We start from the raw sequence: 17,939 nt of genomic DNA, 5'->3' as shown, positions 1-17,939 counted from the left end.
CGTGCCTCCTTACTAGGCTTCCACAGAAGCCAGCACCGCACCAATAGCGTCAACCGCAGCTTCGGCTTTTTCTCCTTCGGCACTGACCGTTACCGTATCGTTTTGCTTGGCTCCGATTGACAGCACGTTAACCAGGCTTTTTGCGCTGACCTTACGTCCGCCTTTCTCGATGTAAACCGTGCCTTCGCAAATTTTAGCAGCTTCAACGATTTTTTTAGCAGGACGGGCGTGGACGCCCGTCGGGTTCATAACTACGTATGCTTTCTCCACCATAAATCCTCCTAAATAGAATTGCTGCACAAATGGCCTCGTTTTGGCCATTCGTGGTGATTCTTACTTCGTAAGTTTGAGCTAATGTCGATCCTATTATCTGACTACATGCGTTTTTTGATTTGTTCTTTCAACCGTTCCGACTGCGTACCGAAAATCGCTTGCACGGCGCCTTTGCCAAGGCGCATTACGCCTGCCGCGCCAAGACGCTTCAGTTCGGCGTCGTTCACCGCTTTCTCGTCTTTCACGATCAGACGGAGGCGGGTAATGCAAGCATCGATGCTCTCGATATTGCCGGAACCGCCAAGCGCCGCAAGAACCTGACTCGCTTTATCGTCGCCTGCCCCTGCCGGAGCTCCATCCTTGGCGCCATCTTCCACCAAATCATCGTCTTCGCGGCCAGGCGTTTTCAGGTTCAGCTTCACGATTACGACGCGGAACAGGACATAGTACACAACGGCGTATACGAGACCGATCGGGATAATCATCCAGCCCTTCGTGGAGAGCGGATAGTTGATCGCGTAGTCAAGGAAGCCGGCCGAGAAGCCAAAGCCATGATGAATGCCAAGCTCAACGACAAGCCATGCGGATATACCGGTCAATACGGCGTGAATCACGTACAGCACAGGTGCCACGAACATAAACGCGAATTCAAGCGGCTCCGTAATACCCGTCAGGAACGAAGCAAGAGCGGAACCGATAAAGATGGAAGAGACAAGCTTGCGTTTTTCCGGTTTTGCCGTATGAATAATCGCAAAGGCAGCGGCCGGGAGGGCGAACATCATGATCGGGAAGAAGCCTGTCATGAACATGCCTGCCGTTGGGTCGCCTGCGAAGAAGCGGTGCAGGTCGCCGTGAACGACGTTGCCGGCTGCATCCGTGTAGTCGCCGATTTGGAACCAAGCGATTGCGTTAATGACGTGGTGCAGACCAAACGGAATAAGAAGCCGGTTGGCCGTCATGAAGATAAACGCGCCGACGCCGCCAAGGTCAACAATCCAGCGGCCGAACGTATCGAGCCACGATTGGACAGGTCCCCAGATAAGACCAAAGATAAGACCTACGATAACCATCGCAAACGAAGTGATAATCGGAACGAATCGCTTGCCGCCAAAGAAGCCGAGCCAATCCGGAAGCTTGATGTCATGGTACTTGTTATAGAAGTATGAAGCGACAAGACCCGCAATGATACCGCCCAATACACCCATGTTAAGCGTTGTGTCTTTATCCACGAGACCCGTGAATACGGTTGGGATTTTGCCCAGCACGTTCGTAAGAACAAGATACGCGATAACGGCGGCAAGCGTTGCAACCGCATCGCCGGCCATCCCGATCGCAACGCCAATCGCAAAGATGAGAGGCAGGTTGTCAAAAATCGCGGAGCCGCCCGCTGCAAGGAACGGAGCGATATAATGGTTCAGGAAGTCGCCGAACTGGCCGAATCCGAAATCCTTTACGTAATCGATGTTGCCGAAACGCAATAAGAGGGCTGCCGCAGGCAAAGCTGCGACGGGAAGCATTAGAGATTTACCGATCTTTTGCAAAAATGCGAGCATCTTATCTCACTCCATGTCAAATAGTTTAGGTTTTCAGAACAACCTTAATCGCATCCGGTTCTCCGGCATTAACGGTTTTGAAGGTGCATTCCACTTTCTCCGCGCCGTCTTCGTTCGCTACGATAATCGGCGTTATGACCGGATAACCGGCATCGCGGATTTTATCCAGATCGCATTCGAGAAGGGTTTGACCCGCTTTGAAGGAATCGCCTGTCTTCACAAGCGCCTTAAAGCCTTCGCCGTTTAAGGCAACGGTATTGATGCCAACGTGAATAAGCAGCTGCAGTCCGGACGAATGCTCAATGATCAAGGCGTGATGCGTGTCGATCAAATGGCTCACGACGCCGTCAAACGGCGCGATGACGCGGCCTTCCACCGGCTCGATTGCAACTCCTTCTCCCATTAAGCCTTGCGCGAACGCTTCATCCGGCACTTCGCTAAGCGGAACAAGCTTGCCGCTAAGAGGTGCGGCTACACTAACGGAATTCGATTTTTTGCCAAACCATTTCATATGATCTACTCCTTGCTATCCATGTTGTTGTCTGTTTATGTTCATTCTGTATCCACCGAACGGAACAGCCGGTACAAATGCATCGCGAGATAACCGATCTCGTCGGTGGAGACCTTGACGTTTAGTCTTTCTCCAATCATCTTCGCAATTAACTCCGCCTTGCGATGCTCGGTAGGTATTTTGTCTTTAATCTCTGCGGAGAACGGATTTTCAGATTCCTTATTCTGCAAAATACGTTCCATCATATAACGCAAATGCATAATCAGCCGGGCATAATCCGAGCTCTTCTTGGACATTGGCGCTTCCCGCCAGCCTTCGATCCTCTCTACGATCTCGTTCATCAGCTCCGTCAGCTGAACCATCTGTCCCGCGGTAACGGACCCTGCTGCCGAATACACGTGATACGTTAGAAAGCCGACTTCATCTTCAGGGATAGTGACGTCGAATTTCTCGCTGATCATCTTGGCTGCCTTGGCCGCGATCTTGAACTCCTGGGGATAACACATCTTCGTTTCGTACAGGAAAGGATTGACGATTTCCATGCCGTTTCTTAACCGGTAGACGACAAACTGGATATGGCTCGGTAAGGCGAAATACACTTTCGGATCGACGGGCGTTCCCAGCCGTTCCCGAATCTCGTCAATGATCTGCTCGGAGATTTGAACCACTTCCGGGTCCAATTCCTCCAAGAGTGAATGGTAATGCAGAGCTTTATCCCGGTCGTCAAGCCGGTACCGCTTCTCGATTCGTGGGTCTTCGGCATCGATAAACTTCTGGCCTTTGCATGAGAAGCCAATGCCCTTGCCAAACAGCACGTATTCCCTCGATGAATTCGGCTCCATCGTCAGGATGACATTGTTGCCAACGATCCGGTCGATCCGAAGTTGTCCCGTAAGTCCCACGTCAATCCCTCCTCTCGGTAGTAAATTCCCCATTATGAGCACAAAAAAACCAAGAAAAGACACCGCCGTCATTCGGGCGGATACTCTCCTTGGCTCATGCCTAGTCGAACTAGTAACATGCCAAAAGGCTTGTTATATATTTGGCTCGTTTTCACTATAATTCATGCAACCGTTTACGTCAATCGAAAAATATTCATGCCTCAAATTACTTGGTCTGATTCTCGAGACCTACCTGTCATGAACCCTTCCAGCCGTCTTTCATATAATAGTAGATAAAGTATCCTTACAGATTTAAAGAGTCAATAAGGGGGTGAAACGGATGGCGACGCTTATTTCTCACTTTTACAATGAGGAATATTTGCTGCCCTGGTGGCTGATGCATCATGTTCCCTTATTTGACTATGGCATTATGATTAACCGAGGGTCAACGGACAGATCCGCGGACATTATTCGGAAGCTAGCTCCTCACTGGGAGTTAAGGGATTCCAGCGTCCCGGACTTTCATGCCGTTAAAGTCGACAAGGAAGTAATGGATATCGAGAAGGGTGTATCCGGCTGGAAAATCGTGCTGAATATAACGGAATTTCTCGTCAGCCGATACGGCATTCAACTATTTCAGGTCCTGGATTCGCTTGGCGGTAAAATGTATTCGGTGAGGACGATTACGATGGTTGATCCTCTAGGTTACTATACGGATCCTATCTATGCGCAGCCGCTGGTCAAACAACGCTATCACGGCTTATTCCCGGCGGATCCTCAAGCCTTGTATAACGGAAGATTTATTCATAAATACAGAAGCGGCGGATACACGGCAGGCAGGCATTGGACGATTAAATCTTACGAGGTGCTTCTGATTCCGGCTTTTATTATGAAATTCTCGTTCAGTCCCTGGAATCATGCCATGATTGCAAGGAAATTGCAGATTGGTCCCACGATTCCGGAAGATGCTTTGAAGAGCAACATGGGCAGCCATCATCTATTTAATCTGCATGAACTAGAAACCAACTATTTAGCTCTTGCCGCTATAACGGAGGATATGCGCCGTATCCCGGAATTCAGGTCGTTGAGATTACGTTAGATTTAGGTTGCTTGCTTCAGATTGGAGGGGAGGTTTGACGATTGTCGCATAAGGTAGCCGTAACCGGCGCAACCGGCTGGATTGGCCGGTACGTTATCGCTTCGCTGCTGGCAAAAGGATACGAGGTACATGCCGCTTACCGAACAGCTCCGCTTGCGTTAGGCGGGAATTGGCATCAGGTTAATCTGCTGAACGCAGATGAGGCGGCACGTTTTATCTTGAAGGTAAAGCCAGATTCGTTATTCCATCTTGCTTGGGACGCCGTTCCTCCGGAATGTTACAGGTCCTTGACCAATTACGAATGGACAAGATGCAGCATGGCGCTTATTCATCAGTTTGTCGAATGCGGCGGCAAGCGCGTGGTTGCAGCCGGAACGGGCGCGGAGTATGTATGGGGAGAAGGGGTATTGTCGGAAACGGAATCCCCCGATTCATATGCCCATGCTTACGCAGCCTGCAAGAACAGCTTGCGGATCTGGCTGGAATCCTATGCGCGAATAGCGGGCTTTAGCAGCGCATGGGCTAGACTGTTTCATTTGTACGGCCCAGCTGATCCCGGTAAAAGATTGGTGGCATCCATGATTACTTCCTTGTTGAACAAGCAAGAAGCTTATTGCCGGCAAGGCAGTCTGTACCGGGATTATTTATATATCCAAGATGCGGCGGACGCATTGGTGGCTTTATTCGAAAGCCGATGTGAGGGAACGGTAAATATCGCTAGCGGACAGCCCGTTCAGCTGGAGCGGATGGTCAGAATGATAGGCAGCCTTATCGGAAGCGAAGCAAATATTAGATTTGGCGATGAACGGCCGGAAGAGCCGGTTGTCGTAAGGGCTGATATTGCGAGGCTTCAAAATGAAGTGCAGTGGAAGCCTTCCATTTCTTTGTCCACGGGTTTAAAAAAGACTGTAAAATGGTATTCTGTTCGAGCTTAGCAGCAGTACTATCGCCGTGTTATAAATGAAAACCTTCTTTTTTTGCAGGGAAGCTTGACGTATGCTTTAGAATTAGGCACAATTACTTACTAGAGACTTCACTTACTATACGTATACTACTTACTTTACGTACATGAATAGGAATGGAAGCAATGTCAATCATTAGACTATTAGATCACGATGGCATTGCTGAGGAGGACATACGGATGGGTTCATCAGGGAATGACGGGAATTTTGAGTTTGGCATATACACATTAGGCGATCTTGCGGTTGATCCCCGTACGGGCGGGCTCAAGAACGCGGGAGAACGAATGAAGGAGATTATCCGGGCAGCCAAAGTTGCGGATGAAGCGGGTATTGACGTATTTGGAGTAGGCGAGCATCACCGCTTGGACTTTGCTTTATCCTCGCCACCGGTTGTACTTGCCGCAATTGCTCAGGCGACCTCCCGCATTCGGCTTACAAGCGCGACTACGGTACTAGGGACTGCGGACCCGGTACGGGTATTCGAGGATTTTGCGACGCTGGACCTCATCTCTGACGGCCGTGCGGAAATTATCGCAGGCCGCGGTGCTTATATCGAATCGTTCCCGCTCTTTGGCTTTGAGCTGGATGACTATAAAGAATTGTTCGCCGAGAAGCTGGAATTAATGAGACAGCTTAATCTGTCGGAACGGGTTACATGGAGCGGCCGTCTTCGCAGTCCTTTGGAGGATGCGGAAATTGCACCGCGTCCGGCGCAGCCGGCAATCCCGCTCTGGGTCGGCGTGGGCAGTACGGCGGAAAGCGCGGCTCTGGCCGGTCGGCAGGGGGCAGGGATGGCACTTGCGCTGCTCGGCGGAGAACCGTCGAAATACAAGCATCTTGTAGACTGCTACAAGGAAGCGGGCATCGCGGCAGGCTACCGGGAAGAAGAGCTGAGGGTGGCGATTACCGGTCACTGTTATGTTGCGAAGACTACCGAGCAGGCGCTGGATGAATTTTACGCCGGTTATTCGGTATACTATTCCCAGTTCATGGGCGGCAAGGAGAACGGAACGCCGCTCTCGCGGGAGGATTTCGAGAAGCTGGCGGGGGCGCTTGCGATCGGAAGTCCGGAGCTGATTGCGGAGAAGATTATCGCCCAGCATAAGCTGTTTGGATATTCCCGCTTTATGGCCCAGATGGACATTGGCGGCATGCCTGCCCCCCAGGTGGAGTCTTCCATCCGACTGCTGGCGAAGGAAGTTGCGCCGCTTGTCCGGGAAGCCCTGCAAGTAAAAGTGTAGTTAAACGATTGATAAATCTTACTATTCATACTAGACAACTCGGAAAAACAGCGTTATACTCAATCCAATCATTTAAAAAATTTAATGGAATAAGGATCTTCGGGGCAGGGTGAAACTCCTGACCGGCGGTAAACGTGATTCCCTGCTTGGCAGAGGATAGCAAAGCCCGCGACTCCCTGAGCTGACAAACAGCAAGGGGACTGACTTGGTGCAACTCCAAGGCCGACGGTATAGTCCGGATGATAGAAGATCGCTTAAGTAAGCCTGCAGTAGACGGGAAACCGCCCAAACGCATGTTTATTTGAGTTGGCCCCGATTCGCGGAACCAAGCGGATCGGGGCTTTTTATTGCATAGCGTAACCGTCTGCCGTTCTTCTAGCCGAAGGCGCAGCCGTAACGCTTGCTCCGTCCTGTATTCAGAAAGGGTACCTATTATGAACAATGTCACCGCATCACCACTTATTCGTACCAAATCTCCCGTTCGTCCGGAGTTTTGGCTGGTTGTCCTTGGAGCCGCGCTGTGGGGCGTGGATCCGGTATTCCGCATTATTTTGCTGAAAACATTAACTTCTACTCAAATTGTGCTGCTGGAGCATATCATTTTGTTCATCGCAGCAGCTCCGGTGTTATGGAAGTTCCGTGCGGATCTTCGCGGAGTCCGTCTCCGCCAGCTTGGCGCATTGCTGTTTGTCTCGTGGGGCGGCTCGGCGCTGGCAACGATTCTATTCACGCAAGGCCTCGTTCACGGCAATCCTAACGCGGTTCTGCTGCTGCAGAAGCTGCAGCCTCTCTTTGCGATTGTGATGGCTAGGATCCTATTGAAAGAGCTTCTGCCCAAAAAAATCGGACCGTTGCTCGGTCTCGCCATTGTCGGAACCTATTTGCTGACCTTTGGCTTTACGCTTCCTTTTGGGCATGTCCATGAATTTGTCCAGGTTGGCAGCCTGCTGTCGCTGGGCGCGGCCGCCCTATGGGGCGGATCGACGGTTATGGGGCGTTATCTGCTTGGCAGCATGAAATACGAGACGGTTACCTCCCTGCGATTTATGATGGCATTGCCGCTGCTGCTTGTGATTACTTGGTCGGAGGGAGCAGCATGGAAGCTGGCGGAAGGAACGGATCCGGTAGCCGTTATCGTCAATCTGCTGCTTCAGGCTTTGCTTCCGGGGCTGGTCAGCCTGCTTGTCTACTATAAAGGTTTAAGCAAGATCAAAGCTTCATATGCGACAATCGCCGAGCTGAGCTTCCCGATGGTGGGCGTTCTCCTGAACTGGACGGTATTCGGCCAAGTGATCACTAGCGCGCAGATTACAGGTTTTGTGTTTATCTGGTTTACTTTATTTTTCATCTCCAGGCAGCAAAATTAAGCGCGGACATATCTGCGTAAACCGCTTTCATATCGAGTCGATTGCTGATATACTGCGGTTGGAGGTGTAGGAAATAATGGAGAATAGAACGATCAAATGGGGCATTCTCGGCGCAGGCTGGATTGCATCCCAATTCGCCCGCGATTTGGCTTTTGCACAGGATGCGGAGCTTAGAGCGGTAGGCTCTCGCTCCCTTGAGAAGGCGGCTGAGTTCGCCGGAAAATTCGGCGGGAAACGCGCATATGGAAGCTACGAGGAGCTGGTGAACGATGCCGAGATCGACATTATTTATGTCGCGACTCCTCACCCGTCCCATAAGGAACATGTTCTGCAATGTCTTCGCGCAGGCAAAGCGGTATTATGCGAGAAGCCTTTTACGGTCAATGTAAAAGAAGCAGAGGAAGTTGTGCAATACGCAAGAGAAAACCGCATCTTCTTGATGGAAGCGATGTGGACGCGGTTCCTGCCCGTCATCCGCAAGGTCCGTGAGTGGATCGAAGAGGGCCGTATCGGCGATGTTCGGCTGCTTAAGGCAGACTTTGGCTTCCGCACCGGAGTTAATCCGGAAGGACGTTTATTTAAACCGGCTTTGGCTGGCGGCGCGCTGCTGGATGTCGGCATTTATCCGCTCTCCTTCGCTTCCATGTTATTTGGGGCAAAACCGAAGCAGATTCTTAGCACCGCTCATCTTGGCGAGACTGGCGTAGACGAAGAGAACAGCATCCTGCTCTCTTATGAAGGCGGTCAGACCGCTTTGCTGAGCTCGGCCATCCGTCTGAACTCGGGCAGCGATGCTTACATAATGGGGACGGAAGGCTCCATTAAGATTCCTTCCTTCTTTAATGCCAAGTCCGCAACGCTTGTTGCCTCGGACGGTACGGAAGAAACCTTCTCGGATGACCGTACGACGCTCGGTTACGTGTATGAGGCCGAAGCGGCAGGACAATACCTCCGTGAAGGCAAGCTTGAGAGCGAGGTTATTTCGCTGGACGAAACCCTGCAGCTTATGCGGATCATGGACGAAATCCGCGGGCAATGGGGACTGCGTTATCCATTTGAATAATAAACGAAGAAAAGGACCGGTTCTGTACCGGTCCTTTTTGTCTTAGAATAAAAAAGTGGCCCGCATTCGGGATACGGGCCCAAGAGACAAGCTATATCAAATAGGGAGTATGGTTATTATGTTCTCCCAAGATTAAACAAAGCTGAAAAGTACATTAGTTTCACATAAAAAATTAGGGCCATTGTCCGCAAAGCTAAGGTATAATGATCTCTATATTGTTTGCCATTTTGCCGGAGGGGGAAATTCCACATGGAAAATATTAATTTTTGCATGGCTTGTGGAGATAAGCTGGAAGTAAGGGAGATTGGCGGGGAGGATCGCAAGGCTTGCCCAAGCTGCAGCTTCGTTCACTGGGGTAATTACAGCATCGGCGTAGGAGCATGCGTCGTGAAGGATAACAAGGTACTTCTGGTCCGCCGTGCCCATGAACCGGGAAAAGGCTATTGGACAACGCCGGGCGGCTACATTGAACAGTTCGAGCAGATTAGAGGTTCGGTTGCCCGCGAGGTATGGGAAGAAACGGGCGTCCGCGCGATCGTGTCCAAAATTATCGGCATTCGCGACCGGCCGCATTCGGTGCATGACGTCTACATAACATTCGAAATGGAATACATCGACGGCGAGCCTCGTCCGGACGGCGTGGAGGTAGACGGCGCGGGCTTCTTCAGCCTAGAGGAAATGGAGTCCATGAACGTTGCCGACTTGACCGCCTGGCAGGTCGATCTCGCCCTTAACGGCGGCGACGGCGGCTTGGCCGAGGATACCAAACCAATCCGCGACAGCCTTAAAAAGTACGGCCTCTATCGGGCTATGTAAGCCTGGTGAGGCAACAAAGAGCCCCGGATCCAATTCCGGGGCTCTTGTTTTATTCCCACTCCCACACCCGATAAACAGGTGTGACGAAGCGTTTGTGAAGTTAAAGGTGCGTGCGAAAGGTGGGGTGGAGGAAATGTATCGCCTGGAGGAGCGGAGCGTCTGCCTTTGGTTTCGTGGGAATACACCTAATCAAATTCATTCAGAATCCCACGAGACCAACAGCAGCCGCAAGGCGATACTTTTCCGTAATCCCCATCCTGAAGCATGCCTTTTAATATCACATCTGCTTCGTCTTAAACAACCGGTTTATCGATCCGCCATTATTAATGATACGCAAAGCATTCGCCAGCAGATCCGCCATTGGCAGAACAACAAACTTCTCCGAATGGTTCGGGTCAATCGCTATCGTGTCCGTAATCACGACCTCTTTAATGAAAGGATGCGTCAGCTTCTCGAGCGCGTTCTCCGAGAACAGGCCGTGAGTGGCGCAGATATAAGCATCGTTGGCACCGCGTTTGTTCAAGGCTTCCACAACCTTGATAATGGTGCCGCCCGTATCGATCAAATCCTCGATAATAATCGGCGTCATGCCTTCGACTTCGCCGATAATATGCGTAATTTTCGACGTATTGTGGGCAGGGCGGTTCTTGATCATAATCGCGAACGGACAGTCCATGTAGTTGGCAAGCTTCTCCGCGGTCGTTGCGCGTCCGGCATCCGGCGAGACAACGACAGGGTTTTTAATGTTTTTGCTCTTCAAATAATCGGTGATCAAATCAAGGGCGGTAATATGATCGACCGGAATTTCGAAAAAGCCCTGAATCGGATCGGCATGCAGGTCAACCGTAATGAGACGGTCGGCGCCAACGGTCGTCAGGACATCGGCAACCAGCTTGGCGGAAATCGGCTCGCGCGGAGCGGATTTCCGTTCCTGACGGGCATAACCGTAATAAGGCATGATGATATTGATTGTTTTTGCGGAGGCCCGTTTGGCCGCATCAATCATAATCATAAGTTCAACAAGATGCTCATTCACCGGATGAGACAAGGATTGAATGATATAAACATGGGCCGAGCGAATCGACTCTATGTAACGCAGACTGATTTCTCCGCTTGCCAGTCTGGAGATTTCAATGTCTCCAAGAGGAACGTCAAGTTTTCGGCATAGCTCTTCCGCGAGCGGGCGGTTCGAGGAACCGGAAAAGATTTTTACATTTTGCATCCGCTAGTCTCCTTACGTTCGATATACAGATAGTCCCATTATAGCCTTTCCCCAAACAAATTCAAAATTCCGGTAGGCCCAAAAAAGAAAGCGGCCTCGAAAAGTCCGCTTGGGACTTCTCAAGACCACCTGTTCTTCGCCTACTTCGCTACGATATCTTGAATCGCTTTTTCCAGCTTGTCGAAGAGCTGGTCTTTATCAATCGATCCGCCTTGGTACTCCTGCATGGCAGCGCCCCAGCCTTGCGGCACGCCGTCAGGGTAACGGCCCCAATGCCAGCCGCCGGCAGTTGCTGCTTGCTCGGATACGGCAACGCCCATTTGACCGATTTCATCCGCTGTAGGCTTGATGGAAGTGAGGGCGGGGATGAATTTGAATTCTTTTGTCAGGTACGATTTGCCTGTGTCCGAAGTAACCATCCAGTCCAGGAATTTTTTCGCTTCTTCGGCGTTTTTGGATTTGCTGTTTACGATCCAGAAGTTTGCGGGACCCGTGTAGATATGAGCATTGCCGCTGTCGTCAATCGGAATAGGGAGCAGGCCAACGTTCAGCTTCGCTACTTTGTCCACGTCGCCTTGGATCCAGTTACCTTGTTGAATCATTGCTGCTTTGCCGGATGCGAAGTTCGCAACCTGCGTCGCATAGTCGGTTGTCAGCTTGTCTTTCTGGCTGTATTTGAACACAACGTCAACGTAGTTAATCCATTTCTTGAATACATCATTGTCTTTGAAGTTTGCGCTGCCGTCTTTTGTTCCGTTGATGAAGGCGATTGGATCCGGCTGTTCGGCAAGACCAACGTTGATGGTGTGATGACCGATCGACCACCATTCGTTTGTTGTCGAGAACGGCGTAATGCCTGCTGCTTGCAGTTTTTTCGCTGCGTCCTCAAGCTCAGTCAATGTCTTAGGAAGGGTAGTGATGCCGGCTTTTTCGAACAAGTCCTTGTTATAGAAAATGCCGTAGCCCTCGATGTTCATCGGCATGCCGAGCAGCTTGCCGTCTACTTGAGCAGGTCCTGCAGCAGCAGGGATGACGTCTTTCGCCCAAGGCTCGCCGGACAAGTCCGTCGCACGGTCATAGTAAGCTTCAAGCGCTGCATAACCTTCGGAGTTAAAGATCTCCGGTTCGGAGCCGGAAGCGATTTCAGCCTTCAGCAGGGCATTGTAGTCTTCGCCGCCGCCATGCGTTTCGACTTCGACTTTAACGCCGGTCTCTTTCTCATATTCTTCCGCCATGCGGTTAAGCGCGTCGGCAATTTCCACTTTGAATTGGAATACTTTGATTTTAACGTCTTTCTTAGGAGCCGTAGAAGCCTCCGATGTCGCATTGGCGGATTCAGAAGGCTTGTTGCTTGCTTCTGAGCCCGAGTTATTGCCATTGTTGCTGTTGTTACCGCAGCCGGCAGCGGTCAATGTCAGGATTGCTGCAGCGAGAAGAATAGAAAGCTTTTTCATTTCGTTAACCTCCCCATGGTTTGTCAAGCTTTAGCGGTTCTCTTTACAAGTTTGATTATATGGAAGCTGAAAGCCAAGAAACACAGACGTTTTTGTCGTGAAAAGTGCAAAATATTGATTTCACCCTTTGAGCGATCCCGAAGAGATTCCCTCGATAATATGCTTTTGCAGCATCAGGAACATGACGATGATCGGCATAATCCCCATAGTAAGACCGGCAAGAGCCAGATCCCATTGCTTCGTATATTGCCCGAAGAAGCGGGTAATCGCAAGCGGGATTGTCGTGAGATCCTTGTTCGAACCGATGATCAGCACCGGCAGCAGGTAGTCGTTCCAGATCCACAAGCCGTTAAGGATAATAACCGTTACGATAATCGGGCGAAGCAGCGGGAACACGATTTTCCAGAACACGCCATACGGCGAGCAGCCGTCCACTACCGCCGCTTCTTCGATCTCAAGCGGGACGCTTTTGATAAAGCCGTGGAACAGGAAGACCGAAAGCGATAAGCCAAAGCCGAGATAACAGACGACAATGCCGAACATGTTGGCCCTAAGCTCCAGGAAGCTTGTTACGCGTACCAGCTGAAGCATAACCGACTGGAACGGAATGATCATGGCCGAGATAAATGCCGTGAACAGGATTTTGTTAAAGACGGTTGGCTTGCGGACAAGCCGGTAGCCCGTCATGGCGCTGATGATTACGATGCCAGTCACGCTGATGCCGGTGATCAGGACCGAGTTCAGCAAAGCTTTCGGGAATTTAATAATATCCCATACCTTCGAGTAATTCGAGAACAGGTACTTGTCCGGGAACGAGGCGGCGTCCACCATAATCTCGCCAAGCGCTTTTACCGAATTGACAAGGACGAAGTAAAAAGGAGCAATGAAAAGCAGAGCGAGCAGGGTAGCTGCAGCTGCAACGGCCCAAAGCCGGGAACGGGAAGCTGTCATTTACGCTTCTACCTCCTTCCGTTTGGTCAGCCACACTTGCGTGACGGCAATAATGGAGACTGCAAAGAAGAACAGCATGGCTTTGGCGGTGCCTAGCCCGTAACGGTTGTTGACCAGCGCCTCGGCATAAATGTTATAAGCAAGCGATTGGGTGGAAGTACCCGGACCGCCTTTGGTAAGCGAAAGGTTCAGGTCGAACATTTTGAACGCGCCGGATGTCGTCAGGAACAAGCAGACCGTAATGGCCGGCATAACAAGCGGCATGATCACCTTGCGGACGGTTTGGAAGTAGGTCGCTCCGTCAATCGTTGCGGCTTCCATCAAGTCCTTCGGTACCCCAACGATCGCCGCGATGTAAATAACCATCATGTAGCCGGTTGTCTGCCAGACGAAGACGATAACGAGTCCCCAGAAGCCGGTCTCCGGCGTGCCGAGCCATGGAAGCTCGAAGAAGTGCCAGCCCGTCATTTCGCCGATGGTTTTGAAGCCTTTGGTGAAAATAAACTGCCAGATGTAACCGAGAAGAATACCGCCAATCATGTTAGGCAGGAAGAAAATCGTACGGAGCGTATTGCGTCCCCGCATGGGCCGGGTTAACAGAAGCCCCAGGATAAGAGCCAGAATATTGGTCACGACTACGGTCACGACCGTAAACTTCAGCGTAAATTTAAAGGATGCCCAAAATTTGTCGTCGTTCGTAAAGATGCGGTGGAGATTATCCATGCCGATCCATTTCGCTTTGTCTAGATCCAGGCCATTCCACTCCGTGAAGGAAAAGTAGAAGCCAAGCAGGAACGGAATAAGCACGATAATCGTGAAGACGATCATGCCCGGTCCGACAAATACAAGCTGCTGTATCCATTCGTTTGATCTTTTTCGTAAGTTCAATTGGAGTCCCCCTTCGTAATGCGGCTTTAAGTATCGGTGCATAGCTAGACTATAAACAGTTATTGAAATTTGAACCACCGATAGATATGATGGGTTAGGTGTAATATATTGACCTGGAGGTAGGACGTCATGTTTGCGTTCGCAACGAGTATTAACCGGAAGCTGATGGCGCTCTTGCTCGCCGTCACGATTATTCCGATTACGGTATCGATGATTATCTCGAATTATTACATCAAGGATAAGGTGACGCAGCAGTCGATTCACGAGAATCAGAACCTGCTGGCGCTTGGCAAAAACAACATTCTGGGCTATATGGACAAGATCAACGAGAGCTCGCTTGACGTGTACTTGAACATTAACAAGTCCAATTCGCTGTATGCCTTGATCGAACGTGGGCAGTCGCCAAACGTAAACGTACCGATGTTCGACGAGAAAAATAATTTGCAGATTTACGCCCATATGCTGAATATTTATCAGTCTACAAACGGGATTCATCAAATCCAGCTGCAGATCGGGGATGGCAAGCTGACGTATCTGATGGCTCGCGGGTTTTTCCGAAGAGGGATTAATCAACCGCTGGAATGGCCAACGGAGCATGGCTCGAATCCGAAGCCGTTTGTGGAGGCTACGCATACAAGCGCGCATTATAATTTGGATTGGAGTCATGCCGTCAAAGAGGAAAGCGTTTTCACTTTGCGGCGCCCGATTATCCGGACTCCTAGCGACGAAGTGATCGGTTATTTGTCGATGGACGTTCAATCGGATGAGCTGAACCAGATCTGCCGGCAACTGACGATGTCTTCCGAAGAGCAGCTGTATATTATCGACCGGAGCCGCAATTTCGTGTGCTCGGTGAACGGGCAGGAAGACCAGGACCAGCTGAAATGGACGAATCAGGTTCTTGCTTCCAAGCAGGATAACGGCGTGATCAAATGGAAAGATCAGTCTTTTTCCGGCATCGTCATTTATGATACACTCAGTACCAATTACATGGACTGGGTCGTGGTGAAGCAGCTTCCGTACTCGTATTTGTACGAGAGCGCAACGGCGATCCGGACGATAAATACGTCGGTTATCGCGATCTTTATGGTGCTCGCGGTTATCGCAAGCTTCCTTGTCAGCTACCAGTTCACGAAGCCGATCAAGCGGCTTATCGGGCATATCAACCAAGTGCAGTCCGGGAATTTCAACGTTGTGGTGCCGGTTGACCGGAAGGACGAGATCGGCATATTGGCAAGGCGATTCAATACGATGATTCAGACGATACGGGACTTGATCAACAGCGAATACCGGCTGGAAATTGCCAATAAGACGAATCAGCTGAGAGCGATGCAGGCGCAGATCAATCCGCATTTTCTGTACAATGCCCTGCAGTCGATCGGGACGCTGGCTCTTCATGCCGGGGCGCCAAAGGTATACACGCTTATCACTTCGATTGCGAAAATGATGAGATACAACATGAACACGAGCGAGTCCATTGTGCCTTTCTCGATGGAGCTGAATCATGCGAAGGCGTATCTTGAGCTGCAGCAGCAAAGATTCAACGAACAGCTGACGGTGCATTACGAGATTGATCCGGCCTCTCTGTCGGTACAGGTGCCCAAAATGCTGCTGCAGCCGCTTGTCGAGAACTATTTCAAACATGGCTATGAGAACTCGGGGCGCAGCGGCGTTCTTCGGTTGTTCTCGGAAGTTACCGACGACGGAAGCTGGCTGACGATCCGGATTGAGGATAACGGAAGCGGGATGGATCCGGATAAGCTGCGGGAGCTGCGACAGCTGTTATTCCGTTCCACCGGAGCGCTGCTCGAGGAGCAGAAGAGCATCGGCATCAGCAACGTCTGGATGAGGCTGAAGCTATATTACAACGAGGAAGCGGAAATGAGCATTGACTCTTCGCCTGCGGGCGGATTTACCGTGACCCTGCGAATACCTGTGCAAGAGCTGGAGGAACGAGCATGAAAATACTCATTGTAGACGATGAACAGCATGTGCGCGAAGCGGTTAAGCTGCTGATTGATTGGGAGCAGCTCGGAATCAATGAAATTTACGAAGCCGATAACGGCGATTCCGCCATTGAAGTGCTGGGGAATATCCAGCCGGAAATTGTCATTACCGATATGCGAATGCCGAACCGGGATGGGGTAGAGCTGCTGGCCTGGATGAAAGAGCAGGGGCGAAAAAGCAAAACGATCGTCATCAGCGGCTACGACGATTTCCATCTGGTGCGCAGCTCGATGAAATACGGCGGTCAGGATTATTTGCTGAAGCCGATTGACCCGGAGCAGCTGATGGAGGCTCTACAGAAAGCGAAGCAGAGCTGGGAGCAGGAGGATCAGGCCCGCAGGCTTGATCAGCAGCGCAGCATCGAAATCAACCAAATTAAGCCGGTGTACCGGGATAAGCTGTTCTCGACGATGATCAGCGAAGCCGGGGCTGGCGGGCAAGTGAATGTACCTGCCGTGCTCAAAGATGAGTTCGGGCTGGAAGACGTTGAGCAATGCCAAGTCATTATTCTTAGCACGGGAATGCTTGAACCACAGATCTCCCGGAAGTTTGACGGCAACCGGGATCTGCTTACTTTCTGCCTGATTAATGTGTGCAACGAGATATTAAAGCAAAAAAATGGCGGCTTCGCCTTCCGGTATTGGAACAGCGACCATGAGATTATCATTTTGCTCTGGGACCGGCTGGCAGAATGGGAAGCTTTACTGACTCTCATAACGGAAGGGATCGTAAAGTCGATTCACGGGCGGTTTCATTATGGAGTGGGGCAGGCACAGCCTTTTCCCAGCGGGTTGTCTTTATCTTACCAAGCTGCGCGTACAGCGCTTAAACAGCGTAATTTGCTGGCGGAGAGCAGCTACATTCATAAGAGTGATCCAAGCTTCAAGGCAGGAGTTAATTCTTTAAGTATCTCGGCTTATGATGAGCGGTTCAAGCTTGCGGTATGGAGCGGTAAGGAGAAGGATATTGAAACCGCAGTCGAGAGCTTCCTCGAGGCTGCCAAGGCTTTGCCAGCCATAAGTCAGGAGCAGATCGAGCTGTGGAGATTTGAATACGAGTCCATGCTGAGCCGATGGCGGCAGGTGCTTGCCGCGAAGCAGGAATTGCCGGCAAGTTCCGAACCGCCGCAGCCTGGTCTGCCGCTGTTCTTACTCCTGGACGAGCATGGGAGACTATCCTTGGAATTATGCCGCAGCGAGTTGATTAACGGGCTTACTGCATTTGCTGCGCTTACGGGTGCCGGCGGTAATAAAGAGCATAGCATTATGCGGGACATTGCCAGATACATGGAGCAGAATTATAATCGCGAGGTTACGCTTCAGGATATTTCCGAAAGATTCTATCTGAGCAGAGAATATATTTCCCGCCGCTTCAAGCAGGAGATGGGGGAGAATGTTTTTGATTACCTGGGCCGCATTCGTGTCGAGAAAGCGAAGCTGCTGCTGCAAAATCCGAATCTGAAGATCGCCCAGATCGCCGAGATGGTCGGTTATGACGACGATAAATATTTCAGCAAGGTGTTTAAGAAGTTTGAGGGGCAGTCGCCTAACCAGTACAGGAAATTGTGAGACTGTACGACTACGCTTTTGAATGTTCTTCCGATCGCTGTTGCTCGGGGATTCCTTGGTTGTAATGTTCTGAGGTAGGAATC

General features: G+C 50.8%; 16 protein-coding genes and 1 riboswitch. Of the genes, 8 read left to right on the top strand and 8 right to left on the bottom strand.

Translation table 11 applies throughout. The features are described from left to right. Nucleotides 1-12: 12 nt before the first annotated feature. From CFI03_RS16485 to CFI03_RS16470, 4 genes are all read right to left on the bottom strand, one after another. Nucleotides 13-273 (bottom strand): HPr family phosphocarrier protein, encoded by a 261-nt coding sequence (locus tag CFI03_RS16485; protein WP_174806540.1) that lies wholly within the window; start codon nucleotides 271-273, stop codon nucleotides 13-15. Nucleotides 274-374: 101 nt separating this feature from the next. After that, the gene (gene nagE, locus CFI03_RS16480; protein ID WP_201004853.1) at nucleotides 375-1,826 is read right to left on the bottom strand and encodes an N-acetylglucosamine-specific PTS transporter subunit IIBC; all 1,452 of its coding nucleotides are present in this window, start codon (nucleotides 1,824-1,826) and stop codon (nucleotides 375-377) included. A 25-nt stretch (nucleotides 1,827-1,851) separates the two neighbouring features. Continuing rightward, entirely contained in the window at nucleotides 1,852-2,337 is a 486-nt protein-coding gene (locus tag CFI03_RS16475) for a PTS sugar transporter subunit IIA (protein WP_248758057.1), read from the bottom strand. 41 nt (nucleotides 2,338-2,378) lie between these two features. Further along, on the bottom strand, nucleotides 2,379-3,239 hold the full coding sequence (locus CFI03_RS16470; protein WP_174806541.1) for a PRD domain-containing protein: 861 nt from the start codon (nucleotides 3,237-3,239) through the stop codon (nucleotides 2,379-2,381). A gap of 319 nt (nucleotides 3,240-3,558) precedes the next feature. Between CFI03_RS16470 and CFI03_RS16465 the strand changes: the two genes are divergently transcribed. From CFI03_RS16465 to CFI03_RS16440, 6 genes are all read left to right on the top strand, one after another. Next, nucleotides 3,559-4,317 carry a glycosyltransferase family 2 protein gene (locus CFI03_RS16465; protein WP_248758056.1) on the top strand — a complete coding sequence of 253 codons (759 nt, stop codon included), beginning with the start codon at nucleotides 3,559-3,561 and terminating at the stop codon, nucleotides 4,315-4,317. A 41-nt stretch (nucleotides 4,318-4,358) separates the two neighbouring features. Further along, complete coding sequence (locus tag CFI03_RS16460) at nucleotides 4,359-5,252, top strand: NAD-dependent epimerase/dehydratase family protein (RefSeq protein WP_248758055.1); 894 nt, start codon at nucleotides 4,359-4,361, stop codon at nucleotides 5,250-5,252. Nucleotides 5,253-5,458: 206 nt separating this feature from the next. After that, nucleotides 5,459-6,520 carry an LLM class flavin-dependent oxidoreductase gene (locus CFI03_RS16455; RefSeq protein WP_248758054.1) on the top strand — a complete coding sequence of 354 codons (1,062 nt, stop codon included), beginning with the start codon at nucleotides 5,459-5,461 and terminating at the stop codon, nucleotides 6,518-6,520. A gap of 91 nt (nucleotides 6,521-6,611) precedes the next feature. After that, nucleotides 6,612-6,775, top strand: a riboswitch (FMN riboswitch). Nucleotides 6,776-6,954: 179 nt separating this feature from the next. Next, nucleotides 6,955-7,887, top strand: coding sequence for a DMT family transporter (locus CFI03_RS16450; RefSeq protein ID WP_248758053.1), 933 nt, complete (start codon nucleotides 6,955-6,957; stop codon nucleotides 7,885-7,887). 76 nt (nucleotides 7,888-7,963) lie between these two features. Then, nucleotides 7,964-8,950, top strand: a complete 987-nt coding sequence (locus CFI03_RS16445) for a Gfo/Idh/MocA family protein (RefSeq protein WP_248758052.1) — start codon at nucleotides 7,964-7,966, stop codon at nucleotides 8,948-8,950. 249 nt (nucleotides 8,951-9,199) lie between these two features. Further along, on the top strand, nucleotides 9,200-9,766 hold the full coding sequence (locus tag CFI03_RS16440; RefSeq protein ID WP_248758051.1) for an NUDIX domain-containing protein: 567 nt from the start codon (nucleotides 9,200-9,202) through the stop codon (nucleotides 9,764-9,766). A 277-nt stretch (nucleotides 9,767-10,043) separates the two neighbouring features. Here CFI03_RS16440 and CFI03_RS16435 read toward each other — a convergent pair whose 3' ends face one another. From CFI03_RS16435 to CFI03_RS16420, 4 genes are all read right to left on the bottom strand, one after another. Next, complete coding sequence (locus CFI03_RS16435) at nucleotides 10,044-10,988, bottom strand: ribose-phosphate diphosphokinase (RefSeq protein WP_248758050.1); 945 nt, start codon at nucleotides 10,986-10,988, stop codon at nucleotides 10,044-10,046. 140 nt (nucleotides 10,989-11,128) lie between these two features. After that, on the bottom strand, nucleotides 11,129-12,442 hold the full coding sequence (locus CFI03_RS16430; protein WP_248758049.1) for an ABC transporter substrate-binding protein: 1,314 nt from the start codon (nucleotides 12,440-12,442) through the stop codon (nucleotides 11,129-11,131). A 120-nt stretch (nucleotides 12,443-12,562) separates the two neighbouring features. After that, nucleotides 12,563-13,393 carry a carbohydrate ABC transporter permease gene (locus CFI03_RS16425; RefSeq protein WP_248758048.1) on the bottom strand — a complete coding sequence of 277 codons (831 nt, stop codon included), beginning with the start codon at nucleotides 13,391-13,393 and terminating at the stop codon, nucleotides 12,563-12,565. Then, on the bottom strand, nucleotides 13,394-14,281 hold the full coding sequence (locus CFI03_RS16420) for a carbohydrate ABC transporter permease (protein ID WP_127493959.1): 888 nt from the start codon (nucleotides 14,279-14,281) through the stop codon (nucleotides 13,394-13,396). 129 nt (nucleotides 14,282-14,410) lie between these two features. Here CFI03_RS16420 and CFI03_RS16415 point away from each other — a divergent pair, with 129 nt between their 5' ends. Together CFI03_RS16415 and CFI03_RS16410 are read left to right on the top strand one after the other, a co-directional pair. Beyond that, entirely contained in the window at nucleotides 14,411-16,243 is a 1,833-nt protein-coding gene (locus CFI03_RS16415; protein WP_248758047.1) for a cache domain-containing sensor histidine kinase, read from the top strand. Beyond that, entirely contained in the window at nucleotides 16,240-17,856 is a 1,617-nt protein-coding gene (locus CFI03_RS16410) for a response regulator (protein ID WP_248758046.1), read from the top strand. Before CFI03_RS16415 ends, CFI03_RS16410 begins: the two co-directional genes overlap by 4 nt. Nucleotides 17,857-17,939 lie beyond the last annotated feature (83 nt).

Origin of the sequence: Paenibacillus sp. ATY16 (assembly GCF_003399985.2) — a bacterium.
In the GTDB taxonomy this organism is placed as follows: domain Bacteria; phylum Bacillota; class Bacilli; order Paenibacillales; family Paenibacillaceae; genus Pristimantibacillus; species Pristimantibacillus glycanilyticus.
This window is presented reverse-complemented; position numbering and strand designations above follow the sequence as displayed.

Bases quoted from the DNA above. Each gene is read 5' to 3' on its own strand.
- CFI03_RS16425 (WP_248758048.1), bottom strand. From the start codon at position 13,393: ATGACAGCTTCCCGTTCCCGGCTTTGGGCCGTTGCAGCTGCAGCTACC.
- nagE (WP_201004853.1), bottom strand. From the start codon at position 1,826: ATGCTCGCATTTTTGCAAAAGATCGGTAAATCTCTAATGCTTCCCGTC.
- CFI03_RS16455 (WP_248758054.1), top strand. From the start codon at position 5,459: ATGGGTTCATCAGGGAATGACGGGAATTTTGAGTTTGGCATATACACA.
- CFI03_RS16435 (WP_248758050.1), bottom strand. From the start codon at position 10,988: ATGCAAAATGTAAAAATCTTTTCCGGTTCCTCGAACCGCCCGCTCGCG.
- CFI03_RS16465 (WP_248758056.1), top strand. From the start codon at position 3,559: ATGGCGACGCTTATTTCTCACTTTTACAATGAGGAATATTTGCTGCCC.
- CFI03_RS16410 (WP_248758046.1), top strand. From the start codon at position 16,240: ATGAAAATACTCATTGTAGACGATGAACAGCATGTGCGCGAAGCGGTT.
- CFI03_RS16430 (WP_248758049.1), bottom strand. From the start codon at position 12,442: ATGAAAAAGCTTTCTATTCTTCTCGCTGCAGCAATCCTGACATTGACC.
- CFI03_RS16475 (WP_248758057.1), bottom strand. From the start codon at position 2,337: ATGAAATGGTTTGGCAAAAAATCGAATTCCGTTAGTGTAGCCGCACCT.
- CFI03_RS16445 (WP_248758052.1), top strand. From the start codon at position 7,964: ATGGAGAATAGAACGATCAAATGGGGCATTCTCGGCGCAGGCTGGATT.
- CFI03_RS16450 (WP_248758053.1), top strand. From the start codon at position 6,955: ATGAACAATGTCACCGCATCACCACTTATTCGTACCAAATCTCCCGTT.
- CFI03_RS16415 (WP_248758047.1), top strand. From the start codon at position 14,411: ATGTTTGCGTTCGCAACGAGTATTAACCGGAAGCTGATGGCGCTCTTG.
- CFI03_RS16440 (WP_248758051.1), top strand. From the start codon at position 9,200: ATGGAAAATATTAATTTTTGCATGGCTTGTGGAGATAAGCTGGAAGTA.
- CFI03_RS16485 (WP_174806540.1), bottom strand. From the start codon at position 273: ATGGTGGAGAAAGCATACGTAGTTATGAACCCGACGGGCGTCCACGCC.